At 72.8% G+C, this 15,038-nt stretch carries 13 protein-coding genes; 8 read left to right on the top strand and 5 right to left on the bottom strand.

What is annotated here, in order from left to right; genetic code table 11:
• Positions 1 to 8 precede the first annotated feature (8 nt).
• On the top strand, positions 9 to 1,169 hold the full coding sequence (locus SCNRRL3882_RS32355; RefSeq protein ID WP_010046192.1) for a type ISP restriction/modification enzyme: 1,161 nt from the start codon (positions 9 to 11) through the stop codon (positions 1,167 to 1,169).
• On the opposite strand, the gene SCNRRL3882_RS32350 is transcribed toward SCNRRL3882_RS32355, so the two are convergent.
• A complete protein-coding gene (locus SCNRRL3882_RS32350) occupies positions 1,166 to 1,882 on the bottom strand; it encodes a TetR/AcrR family transcriptional regulator (protein WP_010046189.1) in 717 nt (238 codons plus the stop codon). The genes SCNRRL3882_RS32355 and SCNRRL3882_RS32350 overlap by 4 nt on opposite strands.
• A gap of 63 nt (positions 1,883 to 1,945) precedes the next feature.
• Here SCNRRL3882_RS32350 and SCNRRL3882_RS32345 point away from each other — a divergent pair, with 63 nt between their 5' ends.
• Positions 1,946 to 2,938 carry a daunorubicin resistance protein DrrA family ABC transporter ATP-binding protein gene (locus SCNRRL3882_RS32345; protein ID WP_029181615.1) on the top strand — a complete coding sequence of 331 codons (993 nt, stop codon included), beginning with the start codon at positions 1,946 to 1,948 and terminating at the stop codon, positions 2,936 to 2,938.
• Positions 2,935 to 3,717 (top strand): ABC transporter permease, encoded by a 783-nt coding sequence (locus SCNRRL3882_RS32340; RefSeq protein ID WP_010046185.1) that lies wholly within the window; start codon positions 2,935 to 2,937, stop codon positions 3,715 to 3,717. Before SCNRRL3882_RS32345 ends, SCNRRL3882_RS32340 begins: the two co-directional genes overlap by 4 nt.
• 182 nt (positions 3,718 to 3,899) lie before the next feature.
• On the opposite strand, the gene SCNRRL3882_RS32335 is transcribed toward SCNRRL3882_RS32340, so the two are convergent.
• From SCNRRL3882_RS32335 to SCNRRL3882_RS32325, 3 genes are all read right to left on the bottom strand, one after another.
• The gene (locus SCNRRL3882_RS32335; protein WP_029181614.1) at positions 3,900 to 4,166 is read right to left on the bottom strand and encodes a hypothetical protein; all 267 of its coding nucleotides are present in this window, start codon (positions 4,164 to 4,166) and stop codon (positions 3,900 to 3,902) included.
• 126 nt (positions 4,167 to 4,292) lie between these two features.
• Positions 4,293 to 5,111, bottom strand: a complete 819-nt coding sequence (locus tag SCNRRL3882_RS32330; protein ID WP_010046182.1) for an anti-sigma factor — start codon at positions 5,109 to 5,111, stop codon at positions 4,293 to 4,295.
• Positions 5,108 to 5,650 carry a sigma-70 family RNA polymerase sigma factor gene (locus tag SCNRRL3882_RS32325; protein WP_010046179.1) on the bottom strand — a complete coding sequence of 181 codons (543 nt, stop codon included), beginning with the start codon at positions 5,648 to 5,650 and terminating at the stop codon, positions 5,108 to 5,110. The genes SCNRRL3882_RS32330 and SCNRRL3882_RS32325 overlap by 4 nt, the downstream gene beginning before the upstream one ends.
• A 227-nt stretch (positions 5,651 to 5,877) precedes the next feature.
• Here SCNRRL3882_RS32325 and SCNRRL3882_RS32320 point away from each other — a divergent pair, with 227 nt between their 5' ends.
• The 4 genes from SCNRRL3882_RS32320 (at position 5,878) to SCNRRL3882_RS32305 (ending at position 12,552) form a co-directional block, all read left to right on the top strand.
• Positions 5,878 to 7,419, top strand: a complete 1,542-nt coding sequence (locus tag SCNRRL3882_RS32320; RefSeq protein ID WP_010046171.1) for a DUF4331 domain-containing protein — start codon at positions 5,878 to 5,880, stop codon at positions 7,417 to 7,419.
• 108 nt (positions 7,420 to 7,527) lie between these two features.
• Positions 7,528 to 9,273, top strand: a complete 1,746-nt coding sequence (locus SCNRRL3882_RS32315) for a tetratricopeptide repeat protein (protein ID WP_010046170.1) — start codon at positions 7,528 to 7,530, stop codon at positions 9,271 to 9,273.
• Entirely contained in the window at positions 9,270 to 10,850 is a 1,581-nt protein-coding gene (locus SCNRRL3882_RS32310; protein ID WP_010046169.1) for a nickel transporter, read from the top strand. The genes SCNRRL3882_RS32315 and SCNRRL3882_RS32310 overlap by 4 nt, the downstream gene beginning before the upstream one ends.
• 79 nt (positions 10,851 to 10,929) lie before the next feature.
• On the top strand, positions 10,930 to 12,552 hold the full coding sequence (locus tag SCNRRL3882_RS32305) for a serine/threonine-protein kinase (protein WP_040904098.1): 1,623 nt from the start codon (positions 10,930 to 10,932) through the stop codon (positions 12,550 to 12,552).
• Positions 12,553 to 12,556: 4 nt separating this feature from the next.
• Here SCNRRL3882_RS32305 and SCNRRL3882_RS32300 read toward each other — a convergent pair whose 3' ends face one another.
• The gene (locus SCNRRL3882_RS32300) at positions 12,557 to 13,363 is read right to left on the bottom strand and encodes an SGNH/GDSL hydrolase family protein (RefSeq protein WP_010046167.1); all 807 of its coding nucleotides are present in this window, start codon (positions 13,361 to 13,363) and stop codon (positions 12,557 to 12,559) included.
• A gap of 336 nt (positions 13,364 to 13,699) precedes the next feature.
• On the opposite strand from SCNRRL3882_RS32300, the gene SCNRRL3882_RS32295 reads away from it, so the two are divergent.
• Entirely contained in the window at positions 13,700 to 14,908 is a 1,209-nt protein-coding gene (locus SCNRRL3882_RS32295; RefSeq protein WP_010046166.1) for a S8 family peptidase, read from the top strand.
• The last annotated feature ends 130 nt before the right edge of the window (positions 14,909 to 15,038 follow it).

The following is a 15,038-nucleotide window of genomic DNA, read 5'->3' as shown; positions in this document are numbered from 1 at the left end:
ACCGTACGATGCCCTGCGTGACGCACGACGACGCTCCGCCGCTGGCGGACCTCATGCCGTGGTCCGTCGCACCGCCGCGGCTCGGCCGGGGCTGGCCGGCGGGCCCCGACGCGGCGTCCCTGAAGGCCCGCTGGGACGCCCTGATGAAGGCCGAGGGACCCGACCGCGAGACCCTGTTCGAGCCGACCCGCTCGCGCACGCCGCACACGGCGGTCGGCCAGTTGCCCGGCCAGGCCGGCAGCGGCACGGAGAAGCTGGCGCGTGCCTCGGGGCCGTGCCCGGAACCGGTGCGCGTGCTGTACGCCCCCTTCGACGAGCAGTGGCTGATCCCCGACCAGCGGCTGATCGACGCGGCCCGCCCGGAGCTGTGGCGGGTGGCGGACGAACGGCAGGTCTTCGTGCTGGAGACGCCCGAGGCCGCCCTCGCCCCAGGCCTGCTCGTCACCTCACTGCTCCCGCTGCTCCGCCCCGGCCGGATCCGCCCGCTGTTCCGGCGGCCGCACGGGCAGGAACCGAATCTGGCGCCCGGCCTGCTGGAGCACCTGGGCACCCGCCTGGGCAGTGTCCCCACGCCTCTTGACGTGCTGGCGTGGATCACGGCGACAGCACGGCCGGACCTCTCCGTCCCGCTCACCGGGGACGCCGACGCCTGGGCGCGAGGTCTGGAGCTGGGCCACCGGCTGTTGTGGCTGATGCGCCGCGACGGCGAACGCCCCAAGCTCCCCGGCGGCCGCCGCCCCTATGTCCGCGCCCCGCTGCCCGCCCGCCCCCTGACCGTGCGCTACGACCGGGACGAGGAGGCCCTGCTGCTGGACGAGGGCCGCATCTCCCCGGTGCCGCCTGAGGCCTGGGACTTCGAGGTGGGCGGGGTGCGCGTCCTGGAGCAGTGGTTCACTGCGCGTGTCACCGAGGCCGAGCCGGGCACGCTCGCCGCGATCCGCCCCGCCACCTGGCCCCAGACCTGGACGTCGGAGCTGCTGGAACTGATCACGGTCCTGGCCCTGCTGGCCGAACTGCGCCCCCTGGAGCAGCCGGAGCTCCCCGACCCGGTCTCGGCGACCGAGCTGCGCGAGGCCGGCGTCCTCCCGGTGCCGGCCTCGGCCCGCCGCCCGGCCTCGGTGCTGGACGGCCCCGAGGAGGGCCCGGAGGGCCAGCTCGCGCTGCTCTAGCGCAGGCCGGGGTCGTAGGCGTCCAGTACGCGCTCGAGGGCCCGTCTGAACACCGCCTCCAGATCGACCGGCCCGCTCTGCTCCATGAAGGCCGCGGCCAGGCGCGGATACGCGCCGGTGGCCACCTGGCTGCCCAGATAGGCCATCCGGACCGCGTTCTCCTCCTCCACGGACCACGGCATGGAGCGCGTGCGCTCGACGGTCGCGATGTCGTTCGCGGTGTACGTCGTCACGACGCCGTTGAGCAGCGCGATCAGCTCCGTCTTCGTGCCGGCCGGGACGTCGAGCGGTTCGAGGCAGGCCAGGCAGTGCTCCAGGTAGCGCAGGGAGTTGGGGCTGAAGGCGTACACCCCTGGCATCAGGCGCGGCACCCAGGTGTGACGGCGCATGATGGCGCGCGTCTCCTCGGCGTTGCGGAGCATGTCGGCGCGCCAGTCGCCCGTGGGCTCGAACATCTCGTGCTCGGCACCGACGGCGTCGATCATGAGCTCGTACAGGTCCTCCTTGCGGGGGACGTAGTTGTACAGCGACATCGTGCCGCAGCCCAGTTCCGCCGCGACGTGCCGCATGGACACCGCGTCCAGCCCCTCCGCGTCGGCGATCCGCACCGCCGCCGCCGCGATGTCGGCGCGGGCGAACGCCGGTTTCGGACCACGTCCGGTGCGCTCGGGGCGCGCCCAGATCACTTCGGGTACGGCAGCTCGGCCCGCCATCGATCATCACCTCGGCCACCATCCTAGTTACGTACACCGTACGTAGTGCGCTATGGTCATGCCATGACTTCTACGTACGCTGTACTTAGTCAGGGTCTGGAGAAGCGGTTCGGGGAGGTCCATGCCCTGCGCGGGCTGGATCTCGCGGTGGCCGAGGGGACGGTCTGCGGGGTCCTCGGGCCGAACGGGGCGGGCAAGACCACGGCCGTACGGCTGCTGACCACACTGCTGCGGCCGGACGCGGGCTCCGCCCGGGTCGCCGGGCACGACCTCGCCCGGGAGGCCGCCGCCGTACGGAGCCGGATCGGCGTCACCGGGCAGGACACGTCGATCGACGGGGATCTCACCGGACGACAGAACCTGCTGCTGTTCGGCCGGCTGCACCGGGTGCGCGGTCCCGCCGGCCGGGCCGCGGAACTACTCGGCCGCTTCGGGCTGGCCGAGGCCGCCGACCGGCCCGCCTCCGGCTACTCCGGCGGGATGCGGCGCCGGCTGGACCTGGCGGCGAGCCTGATCCGGCGCCCCGAGGTGCTGTTCCTGGACGAGCCGACGACCGGCCTCGACCCGGCCAGCCGCAACCTCATCCGGGACGCGGTGCGCGATCTGACCGCCGAGGGCACGACCGTGCTCCTCACCACCCAGTACCTGGAGGAGGCCGACCAACTCGCCGACAACATTGCCCTGGTGGACCGGGGCCGGGTCGCGCACACCGGGTCTCCGGCCCAGCTCAAGGCGCTCGTCGGGGCGCACGCCGAGGTCGTCGTGACGGACGCGGACGCGCTCACGAACGCGGCAGCGGTCCTCGACCGGCTCACGGGCGCGCAGCCGTCGTTCGACCGCGAGCGGAACGCCGTCGGCGCGGTGAGCAAGGACCCGACGCTCACCCTTCCGCTGCTCGTGCGCACGCTGGACTCGGCGGGCGTGCCGCTGCTCGACGTGAGCCTGCGGCCCCCGACGCTCGACGACGTCTTCCTGCGCCTCACGGACACCGGGCCCACGGCCACGACCACCACCCCGACCACCACCACGACCGACGACAGGGAGCGTGCCGCATGAGCATGCTGGCGTACGACGGAGCCGCGATGCTGGGCCGCCAGCTGCTGCGGATGCGGAACAACCCGGGGCTGCTGATCCTCACCCAGACGATGCCGGTCAGCATGCTGCTGTTCTTCGGCTACGTCTTCGGCAGCGCGCTCGCGATGCCGGGCGAGGCGTACCGGTCGTTCCTGGTGCCGGGCCTGCTGGTGGCGACCGCCGCGGGCGGGATCATGACCGGCATGTTCCAGGCGGCCCAGGACACGCACCGGGGCGTGACGAACCGCTTCCGCACGCTGCCGATGAGCCGGGCGGCCGTACCGCTGGGGCAGGCCGCCGCGGACGTGGTGGCCACGGCCGTCGGGACGGTGCCGTTCCTCCTGGTGGGGCTCGCGGTGGGCTGGCGGATCGAGGGCGGCCCGCTCGAAGCGGTGGGGGCCGTCGGGCTCTTGATGCTGTTCCGCTTCGCCTGCGTCTGGGCCGGGATCTTCCTCGGCCTGCTCACCCGGAACGAGGAGGCGGCCGGTCAGCTGGGCGGGGCGACCTTCCTGCTGCCGCTGCTGTCCAGCGCGTACATCCCGACGAGCGGGCTGCCGGGCTGGCTGCGGACGGTCGCCGAGTGGAATCCGATCAGCGCGGTGGCGACGGCTCTGCGGGACCTGTTCGGCAACGCCCCCGTGCCCGGCGGGGCGGCCTGGCCGGTGGCCCATCCCGTCGCGGGGTCGCTGATGTGGTGTGCCGTGCTGCTCGGGGTGTTCGTGCCGCTGGCCGTGCGCCAGTACGCGCACGGGGAGCGGTGAAGGGGCGGACGGAACGCCGAAGCCGGACGACGCCCCCGGTCACTGCCGGGCGGGGATGAGGCACCGACTGGGGGCGGGCCGCGCTCGGGTACGCGCCTGGCGCTGCTGCGTGCCGTGGGGATGACGGACGACGAGTGCGCAGCGTTGCGCCAGGGGCGGCGTGACCGCCCGAGCGCGGGCCCCTACTTGCCGCCGAACAGCGAGCGGCGCAGCCGGCGCAGCGGTGCGAAGAGCGAGACGCGGCGCACGCGCGCTCCCCGGCCACTGCGGTCGTGCGGCTGGCGCGCGGTCAGTTCACGCATCAGCGAGGTCGCCTCGACCGTCTCCCGCTGCGGGACGGCAGGGCCACCCAGCACCGAGAGGTGGCGGTCGAGGCGCGAACTGGTCGCGCTGCTTCCGCAGGTGATCGCAGGGACCCTGGCCCTGCTGCGCAATGTTATCTGTTCCATGTCACTCCCCACCCGTACGAGTCCACCCGGCCCGGGCAGGTTAACCCTATCGCCCCGTCCGGGCACTCGTGTATCGCGGTCACAGGATTCACCTTCCCCACAAGGCGGTTGACGATGTATTCCCGATTACTCTCCGAATCCGACAGATTTCAGGGCGAGTTGGACGATGGGCTGGGTAGTGGGCTGCGACGATCCCCCGGCCGGCTCGACGGTCACTGCCAGTGACGTCGCGGACGTGCCGAGATCCGTCGCGACCAGGGGCGTGTCGCCCTCGAAGAGGCCCAGGGAGCGTGGTTGCGCGCCCGGGCGCATGAGCCACAACTGGTGCACTCGGCCGCCCGGCGGAGCACCGTATCCGCCGAGGGTGACCACCGCGCTCCCCTCTGAGGCGGAAGCGATCACTCCGATGGTTCGGCCCCGCCCGTCCCGGCCGCTGCTCGCACGGGCGTCCGGAGCCGCGAGGACGTGGGCGATCTCACGTGACCGCTCCCGCTCGGCGGTCAGCTGGTCCTGGGTGCTGTTCGCCTGCACCGCGAACAACGAGGCGACGACGAGGGCCGCGGCGGCGGTGGCCGTGGCGAAGGGCACGAACAGCGGGATGCGGCGCCGCTCCCGCTGCCGCGGCGGCGGCTGGGTGCCCCACACGTGCGGCGGCAGCTGCGGCGCACGCACGCGTGCCGGCTCGCGTGCCGCGTGCTGCGGCGCCGGGTCCTGCGGAGTCGCCCGTACGGCGGCCATGACCCGGTCGCGCAGGGCGGCGGGTGCCGGGGCGGCCGTGGACCAGGCGAGCCGTACGGCGTCCTCGGACAGGGCGCGCACCTCGGCGGCGCAGCGGCCGCAGTCCCTCAGGTGCTTCTCGAAGCGGACCCGCTCCGGGGATTCGAGGGCGTCGAGCGCGTAGGGCGCGGCGAGCGAGTGCGGGTCCTCGCGGCGGAAGAGACTCATGCCACGCCTCCCAGGCACTCGCGCATCCGGGTGAGCCCGTCGCGCATCCGCGTCTTGACGGTGCCCAGCGGCAGGGAGAGCCGCTCGGCCACCTCACGGTAGGTGTAGCCCTCGTAGTAGGCGAGGGTGACGGACTGGCGCTGGAGTTCGGTGAGGCGGTCCAGGCAGACGCGCACCCACTCGCGCTCGAGTCCCGCCTCGACCTCCTCGGTGACCTGGTCGAAGGCCGGGTGGTGGGCGCGCCAGGCCTCCCGCTGCTCGCGCTCGCCGGCCGCGCGGGCGCTGCGCACCCGGTCGACGGCACGGCGGTGGGCGAGGGTGAGGATCCACGACATCGCGCTGCCCCGTCCCGGGTCGAACTTCGCGGCCGAGCGCCACAGTTCGAGCAACACCTCCTGAGCCACCTCCTCCGACTGGGCGGGGTCGCGCACCACACGCCGTACGAGTCCGAACACCGGGCCGGACACCAGCCCGTACAGATCCTCGAAGGCCTTCTGGTCGCCGCCCGCCACGAGCAGCAGCAGCTCGTCCGCCTCCACTGGGTCCCCCTCTCCCCGGCCGCATGGGGCCTGTCCCCTCACACGAGGCATTCGCAACGCACACACCTCCGGATGGGGTTACGGATCAGCGTGCCGAAAACGCGGGTCGCCCGGCGATGAAACAACTTTTCAAACGCGACGTAAGAACGTTTGAGATTCGACCAATCCGCTCTGCCGACCGCTCCGAATGGCGTGTGTCAGGCAAGTTGGCACTGAGGACGGACGGCATGACACCTTTCTCCAGGACCCGTGCGACCGGTGTGGGACGCAGGAGCATCGCGACCGCGGTCTGCGGTGCGCTGGCCGCCGGCGGGCTCGCAGCCGCCGGTGTGACCGCGCTGGAACCCGAGGCGGCCTCCGCCTCCAGTCACCGCGAGGCCCCGCTGATCTCGGGGACCCCGCAGTACGACAACACCGACGTGTACGCGTTCGTCAGCCCGGACAAGCCGGACACGACGACCATCGTCGCGAACTGGATCCCGTTCGAGGAACCCGCCGGCGGGCCCAACTTCTTCACGTTCGCCGAGGACGCCCAGTACGACCTGCGCATCGACAGCGACGGTGACGCGCAGGAAGACCTGCTGTTCCGGTACACGTTCAAGACGCACACGAAGAACGACAAGACGTTCCTGTACAACACGGGCCCGGTCGAGAGCCTCGACGACCCCGACCTCAACATCACGCAGACGTACGACCTCGAACTGATCAAGCTGCGCCATCTGAAGGCGGTGTCGAAGACCAAGGTCGCCGACGACGTCCCCGTGGCGCCGTCGAACGTCGGCAAGGCGTCGATGCCGGACTACAACACCCTGCGCGAGCAGGCGATCCACAAGCTCGCCGGGGGCGCCCAGACCTTCGCCGGGCAGGCCGACGACCCGTTCTTCCTGGACCTCAGGGTCTTCGACCTGCTGTACGGCGGGAACCTCTCCGAGGTCGGCAACGACACGCTCAAGGGCTACAACGTCAACACGATCGCCCTCCAGGTCCCCAACAGCTTCATCACCCAGTCGCACGACCAGCCGGTCGTCGGCATCTGGTCGACGACGCAGCGCAAGAACGCCCAGGGGTACTTCTCACAGGTCTCGCGCCTGGGCAACCCGCTGGTGAACGAGGTCGTCAACCCGCTGAAGGACAAGGACACGTTCAACGCGTCCGCGCCTCGGGACGACGCCCAGTTCCTGAAGAACGTCACCAACCCGGAGCTGCCCAAGCTCATCGAGGCGATCTACAAGATCCCGGCGCCCGACGAGCCGCGCAACGACCTGGTCGACGTGTTCCTCAAGGGCGTCAAGGACCTCAACCAGCCGCCGCACGTGACGCCGTCGGAGCAGCTGCGCCTCAACACCTCGATCAAGCCGGCCGCCAAGCCCAAGCGGCTCGGTGTCCTCGACGGTGACAACGCCGGCTTCCCGAACGGCCGTCGCCTCACCGACGACGTGATCGACGCCTCGCTCCAGGTGGTCGAGGGTGAGCTGCTGGGCGCGAAGAACGACCTGGGTGACGCGGTCGACAAGAACGACAAGGACTTCGAGAAGGCCTTCCCGTACGTCGCCCTGCCGACGGAGGGGTCGCGCGGGCCGCTCGCCAAGGGCGTGGACGGCGGCAACGACGTCCGCAGCCAGCTCGGCGACGCGCTCCAGCCGGCCGATGCGCAGAGCTCGGACGACATGCGCCTGATCGCCGCGTCCGCCGGGGCCGGGGCGGGCGGCATCGTCCTGATCGGCGCGGCCCTGATGTGGTGGCGCCGCATGCGGAACCGGGCGTACTGACCCGCTCCGCTTCCACCGACCGGCGCGGCCCGTTTCACCGTCCCCCACGGCACGGGCCGCGCCTCTCCCCTCACCCCACCGCACCCGCACAGCCGACCGAGGAGAGGTATGTCTCCGCGTACGACCGACAGCACACCGGAGAGCCACGACGACGCCCGCCCGCCGTCGACGGCCCCGGAGCCCGAGACCGACGGGCAGGGGCCCGGGGGGCGGGACGACGGTTCGGCCGCCGGGACGGAGGCCGACGAGCAGGCTGCTCCGCGGGCCGGAGCGCCGACCCCGGGCGGAGCGGGTGGAGCCGAGGCGGCCGGGCCGCGTGACGCGGGGGCGGAGACGGCGGGGGACGGCCGGGACCGGGCGGACGCCGTCGGCGCGGAGACCGGCGAAGCCGGCGCCCGGCCCGGGACCGACGCCGGCGGGGAGGCCGAGCCGCGCACCGGCGCCGGCCCCACCTCCGAACCCGCCGCCGGCGGCGGTCAGCGGGTGGCGGCCGTGCGGCGGGTCGCCGCTGCCGGGCGACGGTGGCGGGGGGCGCACCTTGCCGGGTGTGCCGCGCTGCTGGCTGTCGCGCTGACCGGTGGGGCCATCGCGGTCGGGGGGGCGCAGGATCGCGGAACCGGGGTCGATGCCGTGTCCGCGGCCGGGGCGTTGTCCCCCGGCGACCTCGCCCGGGGCGATCTCGACTCGGGGATCCGGTCCCTGCAGAGGCATCTCCGCGCCCAGCCCAGGGACTTCGGCGGCTGGGCCACCCTCGGGACCGCCTACGTCGAACAGGCGCGGACGAAAGGCGACCCCTCGCGCTATCCGCAGGCCGAGCGGGCGCTGAAGCGGTCCCTGGAGCTGGACCCCGGCAACGACCAGGCTCTCGCCGGCCGTGCCGCCCTCGCCGCCGCCCGGCACGACTTCACCGGCGCGCTCAAGGACGCCGACCGGGCCCTGAAGCAGAACCCCTACAACGAGCGCGCCCTGTGCACGCGCATAGACGCCCTCGTCGAGCTGGGCCGGTACGAGGACGCCGCCGAGGCCGCCCGCACCGCCGATGACAGGCGGCCCGGGATACCCGTCTTCACGCGGTACGCGTACGTGAAGGAGCTGAGCGGCGACGTCCGTACGGCGCGTGACGTGCTGGAGCGCGCCCTGGAGGCCGCCGACACGCCCGGCGACATCGCGTACGTCGCCACCGCCCTCGGGCAACTCGCCTGGAACCAGGGCGAGTACAAGACGGCCCTCGGCCACTACGCCCGGGCCCTCGCCGCCGACGAGGACTACCTCCCCGCCCTGGAGGGCCGCGCCCGCGCCCAGGCCGCGAACGGCGACCGGGCCGCCGCCGTCGAGGGACTGGAGCGAGTCGTCGCCCGCTTCCCGCTGCCCGGCCCGCTCGTCGCCCTCGGCGAGCTGTACGAGGACCGCGGCGCCGACGGCGACCGGGCGAAGGCCGGCGACCAGTACGCCCTCGTCGACGCCTGGACGTCCCTCGCCCGCGCGGGCGGTGTCAACGCCGACCTCGACTCGGCCATGGCCGCCGCCGACCACGGCGACAAGAAGGAGGCCCTGCGCGCCGCCCGCGCCGAGTGGAACCGCCGGCACAGCGTCCACACCGCCGACGCCCTCGCCTGGGCCCTGCACGTCAACGGCCGCGACGAGGAAGCCCTGCCGTACGCCCGCCGCGCCACCGCCACCGGCTACCGCAACGCCGGCTTCCTCTACCACCGGGGCATCATCGAGCGCGCCGCCGGGAACGACCGCGAGGCCCGCGACCACCTGACGGCCGCGCTCGACCTGAACCCCGGCTTCTCGCCGCTCGGCGCCCGCGAGGCCCGTGCCGCGCTCAAGGACCTGGAGGGGACCCGGTGACCGTGCGCCGCCTGTTCGCGTCCGGCGCCGCCGTCCTCACGGCCGCCTGCGCGCTCACCCTGCTGCCCGCCGGCGCGGCGAGCGCCCACCCGCTGGGCAACTTCACCGTCAACCGCTACGACGGTCTGGTCGCCGCCCCCGGCGAACTGCGGGTCCACCACGTCGAGGACCTCGCCGAGATCCCGGCGACCCAGGCGGGGCCGGACATCGAACGGCTGGGCATCGCCATGTGGGCCCGCGAGCGGTGCGCCACGGCCGCCGCGGACAGCAGGGTCACCGTCGACGGCCGCGGCACCCCGCTCACCGCCGAGCGCAGCCACGCGCGCGTGCGGCCCGGGCAGGCGGGACTCGACACCCTCCGTGTGGAGTGCGAACTGACCGCTCCCCTGCCGTCGGGCCAGGAGACCCTGTCGCTCGGCTTCCGTGGCGCGGGCGCCTCCTCCGGCCCCGGCTGGCGGGAGATCACGGCGCGGGGCGACCGTATGACGCTCACCGAGTCGGACGTCCCGGAGAGGACGATCTCGGCCGAACTGACCCGCTATCCCGAGGAGTTGCTCTCCTCCCCGGCCGACACCGCGGCCGCCGCCCTGCGCGTGCGCCCCGGTGGTGCGGCCCTGTCCGAGGAGGAGTCGGACGCCCCCGCCGCCTCCGTGCTGCCGCGCGGCGCCGACCGCTGGACGCGGGCCCTGGACGACCTGGTCGCCCGGCACGACCTCACCGTGGGCTTCGCCGCGCTGGCCCTGCTCATCGCCGTCGTCCTGGGCGCGATGCACGCCCTCGCCCCGGGCCACGGCAAGACCATCATGGCCGCGACGGCGGCGGCCCGGGGCGGCCAGGCCCGGATGAAGGACGTCCTGCCGATGGCCGCCTCGGTGACGGTCACCCACACCCTGGGCGTGGTCGCCCTGGGCCTCCTGGTGACGGCCGGTTCGGCGGCGGCCCCCTCCGTGATCGCCTGGCTCGGCGTCGCCAGCGGCGTCCTGGTGACCCTCGCGGGCGCGAGCCTGGTCCGCCGCGCCCTGCGCAACCGCGCGCACACCCACCACCACGGCGCTGGTGGCCACACCCACACACACGACGACGAGAGCCACAGCCACGCGCACGACCACGATCACGATCACCAGCACCACGATCACGACCACGACCACCCGCACGACCACAACCGCCCCCACTCCCACCCCCACACGATCGAGCACACCCACGGCGGGTCCACCCACTCCCACCCCGTCGCCCCCACCCTCCGCGGCACGATCCTCATGGGCTTCGCGGGCGGACTCGTGCCCAGCCCGTCCGCCGTGGTGGTGCTCGTCGGTGCCGCGGCCCTCGGGCAGGCCTGGTTCGGCCTGCTGCTGGTCGTCGCGTACGGCGTCGGGCTCGCGCTCACCCTGACGGCCGCCGGGTACGCCGTCGTCAAGGCGGGCAGCGGGATGAACCGGCTCCTGGACCGTCGCCCCCGCTGGACGACGGGCCCGATGGCGGCCCTGGTGCGCCGGACCGCGCCGCTCGGCTCGGCCTTCGCCGTCGTCGTCCTGGGGGCCGGACTGGTGTTCAAGGGGGCCGCATCCGCACTGGGCTGAGTTACGTTCGTGAGGAAATCCGACGTCATGGGGAAAACAGACCTCGTGGAGATTTCGCCCGGCTGCGAATGGGGGCGCCGTGTCCGAAGAACCGGGCCATGAGCGTGTGATCGCGGGCCGCTACCGGCTCCTGGCACCGCTCGGCGAGGGCGGTATGGGGACGGTGTGGCGCGCCCGCGACGAGGTGCTGCACCGTGAGATCGCCGTCAAGGAGGTGCGCGCCCCGGCGGGGCTCGGGGGCGACGACGTGCAGCGGATGTACGCCCGGCTGGAGCGGGAGGCGTGGGCGGCGGCCCGGATCTCCAACCGGAACGTGGTCACGGTGTACGACGTGGCGACGGACGAGGGCCGGCCGTGGATCGTCATGGAGCTGGTGCGCGGGCTCTCCCTGGCCGAGGTCCTGGACGCCGAGGGCCCGATGACCCCGCAGCGTGCCGCGCACATCGGTGCCGAGGTGCTGGCCGCGCTGCGGGCCGCGCACGAGGCCGGGGTGCTGCACCGGGACGTGAAACCGGCCAACGTGCTGATCGCGAACGACGGCCGGATCGTGCTCACCGACTTCGGCATCGCCATGGTCGAGGGCAGCTCCGCGCTGACCATGACCGGGGAGGTCATCGGCTCGCCCGAGTTCCTCGCCCCGGAGCGGGCGCTCGGCCGCACGCCGGGCCCGGAGTCCGACCTCTGGTCGCTCGGCGTGCTGCTGTACGCGGCGGTCGAGGGTCACTCGCCGTTCCGGCACGACACCCCGCTGAGCACGCTGCGCGCGATCGTCGACGAGGAGCTGCCGCCGCCGTACCGGGCCGGTCCGCTCGCCCCGGTCATCGAGGGGCTGCTGCGCAAGGATCCCGCGCAGCGGCTGCCGGCCGAGCAGGCCGAGCAGGACCTGCGGGTCATCGGCGCGGGCGGCTCGCCGCGCGCCGACACCGTACGGGCCGTCCCGTTCCCGCCGACGGTCGCGGCCCGTCCCGAGCCCTCGCCCACGCCCCCGATGCCCCTCCCCGGGCAGCCGGCGCCGTCCGGCTCGGGGGCGACGACGGCCACCCGCCAGGACCGCGACCGCCGGGCGGGCCGGGTTCTGGTCGCGGGCGTGGTCGCGCTGGCGCTCGCGGTGGGCGGGCTGACGTACGCGCTGCTGAACCGCGGGGACGGCGACGGGAACGGCGACCGGGGTGCCGGGGCGAGTACGCCCGCCGAGACCAAGGATCCGACGCAGAACACCGGGAGCGGGAAGTCCAGTCCGTCCCCGACGCCGAGTGAGAGCGAGAGCGAGGAGAGCAGTCCGCCGCCGCAGTCGGTGCGGGTCGGTCTGGACGGCACGCGCACGGACTACGCGGGGCCGTGTCCGCCGCCGGGCGCCCGGGCGCCGAGGTTCACGGCGACGTTCACGGTGGGGCGGCTGCCGGCCGAGGTGCGCTACCGCTGGGTGACGCAGGACGGGTCGGTGCTCGACGGTGGCTGGAAGACGCTGTCGTTCCCGGAGGGCGGCGGCCGTACGCAGCGGGACGCGGTGACCGTGACGACCGAGGCGGGGACCGGGACGTTCGAGAACGAGATCAGTGTCGAGGTGCGGGAGCCGGTGCGCACGACGTCCGAGTCGGTGCCGTTCTCGATCACCTGCGAGACGGAGACCCCGACGGGCGGGGCCTCCCCTTCTCCTTCGGACACGGAGTCGGACACGGAGTCGGACACGGACTCCGGCTGAGCGGTCAGTCGTTGGCGTTGAGCACGGGCAGGTAGCCGCCCGACTGGCCGGGTGCCTTCGGGTGGTACGACTCGCCGATGTTCAGCCAGTTGACGCTGTGCAGCCAGGAGTCGCCGGAGCAGATCTCGTGGCCGGTGAAGGTGCCGCGGACGTCGCCGAAGCTGAAGCCGTGGTTCGCGGCGCGCTTGGCGATGGCGGTGTTGAGGTGGTCGGAGGCGTCGTTGATGGCCTTGCGCTTGGTCTCGGAGAGGCCGAGGCAGGTGGTGCCGAGCTGGTAGAAGCGGGGGTAGCCGAGGACGACGACGTGGGCGTTGGGGGCCTTGGAGCGGATCGCCGAGTACACGCTGTCGAGCTTGCCGGGGAGCGTGGAGTCGACGTACGCGCGTGCGGTGTTGATGCGGGAGACGCAGGCGCTGTCGGACTGGGTCACACAGGTCGTCATGACGTCGGCGAATCCGGCGTCGTTGCCGCCCACACTGAGGGAGACGAGGGCGGTGGAGCTGCTGAGCGGGCCGAGCTGTCCGGACAGAACATCACCCGTTCGGGCGCCGGAGCAGGCCGTGAAGTCGAACGTCGAGGGTGAATGGGCGGTGGCCCAGAGGTAGGGGTAGGCCTTCGTGCTGCGCTTGCAGTCGCCGCTGGAGCTGATGTAGCTGCCGGCGCCCACTCCGGAGGAGTAGGAGTCACCGAGCGCTGCGTAGCCGCCAGTTGTGGCGACTGAGGACGCCTGCGCCGTGGCGGCCCCGGTGAGGGCGGTGCCGACGGCGAGGAGGAGCGAGCTCACGAAGACGACAAGTCGGGAACGTCTCATGGAACCTCCCTTAGCAGGATCTCTGCCACAACCGTCGTAGCAGCTACGCGGGTTGACAGGAAGTGTCCATGCCAAGCCTTTTCGGCCCTTTCCGGGACGCGCACGGCGTGTTCACCTCACGTCTTGTTACGCACTGGACACCTCTTGTTACGTGCTCATGACAGATTTGTTGACTAGTGCTCAACTCCCTTGTTCTACGCCGGTAGTTGGTCGACGCTTTACTCCGGCTGAGAGCGGAACGCGACGCTCCCGGCCGTGTGCGCGAGCACGCGCACATCCCCCACATGACGCACGCCCCACCCAGGCGCGCGCCGCCTAGAGGAGGACTCCCTCGTAATGGCACAACTGCGCAGCAAGAGACTCGGACTCGCCGCGATCACCTTGTCGGCGACCGCCGCCCTCGTGGGCGGGCTCACCGCCCTCCCCGCCCAGGCCGCCGGACCCGCCGAGGGCCGGGTGCTCGCCGCGGACTCCCCGGCCGCGATCAAGGACAGCTACATCGTCACGCTCAAGAAGAGCGCGGGCCTGAAGGCGTCATCGGCCGCGGGCAAGGAACTCGTCGAGGAGTACGGCGGCTCCGTGCGCAAGACGTTCGGCAAGGCGCTGAACGGCTACTCCGCCACCCTGTCCGCCACCGAGGCCAGGCGCCTCGCCGCCGACCCGGCGGTGGCCTCGGTCGAGCAGGACCAGCGCGTCGGGCTCTCCGCCACCCAGACCAGCGCCCCCTGGGGTCTGGACCGCATCGACCAGACCTCGCTCCCGCTCTCCGGCACCTACACCTACCCGGACACCGCGGGCAGCGGCGTGACGGTCTACGTGATCGACACCGGTGTGCGCATCACCCACCAGCAGATCAGCGGCCGTGCCGCGCACGGTTACGACGCCGTCGACGGCGACAACAACGCCTCCGACGGCAACGGCCACGGCACCCATGTGGCCACCACGATCGCGGGCTCGACCTACGGCGTCGCCAAGAAGGCGAAGATCGTGGGTGTGCGGGTGCTGAACAACAGCGGCTCCGGCACCACCGCGGGCGTGATCGCGGGCATCGACTGGGTGACGCAGAACCACTCCGGCCCCTCGGTCGCCAACATGTCGCTCGGCGGCGGTGCCTCCACCGCGCTGGACACGGCGGTCCGCAACTCCATAGCCAGCGGCGTCACGTACGCCGTCGCCGCGGGCAACAGCAGCACCACCGCCTCCTCGTCCTCCCCGGCCCGGGTCGCCGAGGCGATCACCGTCGGCGCCACCACCAGCACCGACGCCAAGGCGAGCTACTCCAACTACGGCTCCGCCCTGGACATCTTCGCGCCCGGCTCCTCCATCACGGCCGGCTGGCACACCAGCGACACCGCGACCAACACCATCTCCGGCACCTCGATGGCGACCCCGCACGTCGCGGGCGCGGCGGCGGTCTACCTGGCGGGCCACACCTCCTCCACCCCGGCCCAGGTCGCCTCGGCCCTGGTCGGCGGCGCCACCACCGGCAAGGTGACCAGCGCGGGTTCGGGCTCGCCGAACCGGCTGCTGAAGCTCGTGCCGTAACCGGCACGGACCGCACGGACACCAGCACCTGAACAACCGTTCCCCGGAGGCCGACCCGCCTCCGGGGAACGGTTGTTTCCGTTGTTTCCGTCACCGGAATCTTTCAACTTGTGCCCCATGAAAAGCATCC

The organism is Streptomyces chartreusis NRRL 3882 (assembly GCF_900236475.1).
Classification (GTDB): domain Bacteria; phylum Actinomycetota; class Actinomycetes; order Streptomycetales; family Streptomycetaceae; genus Streptomyces; species Streptomyces chartreusis_D.
Note: the sequence above shows the minus strand (reverse complement) of the source record. Positions and strands in the feature narration are given on the sequence as shown.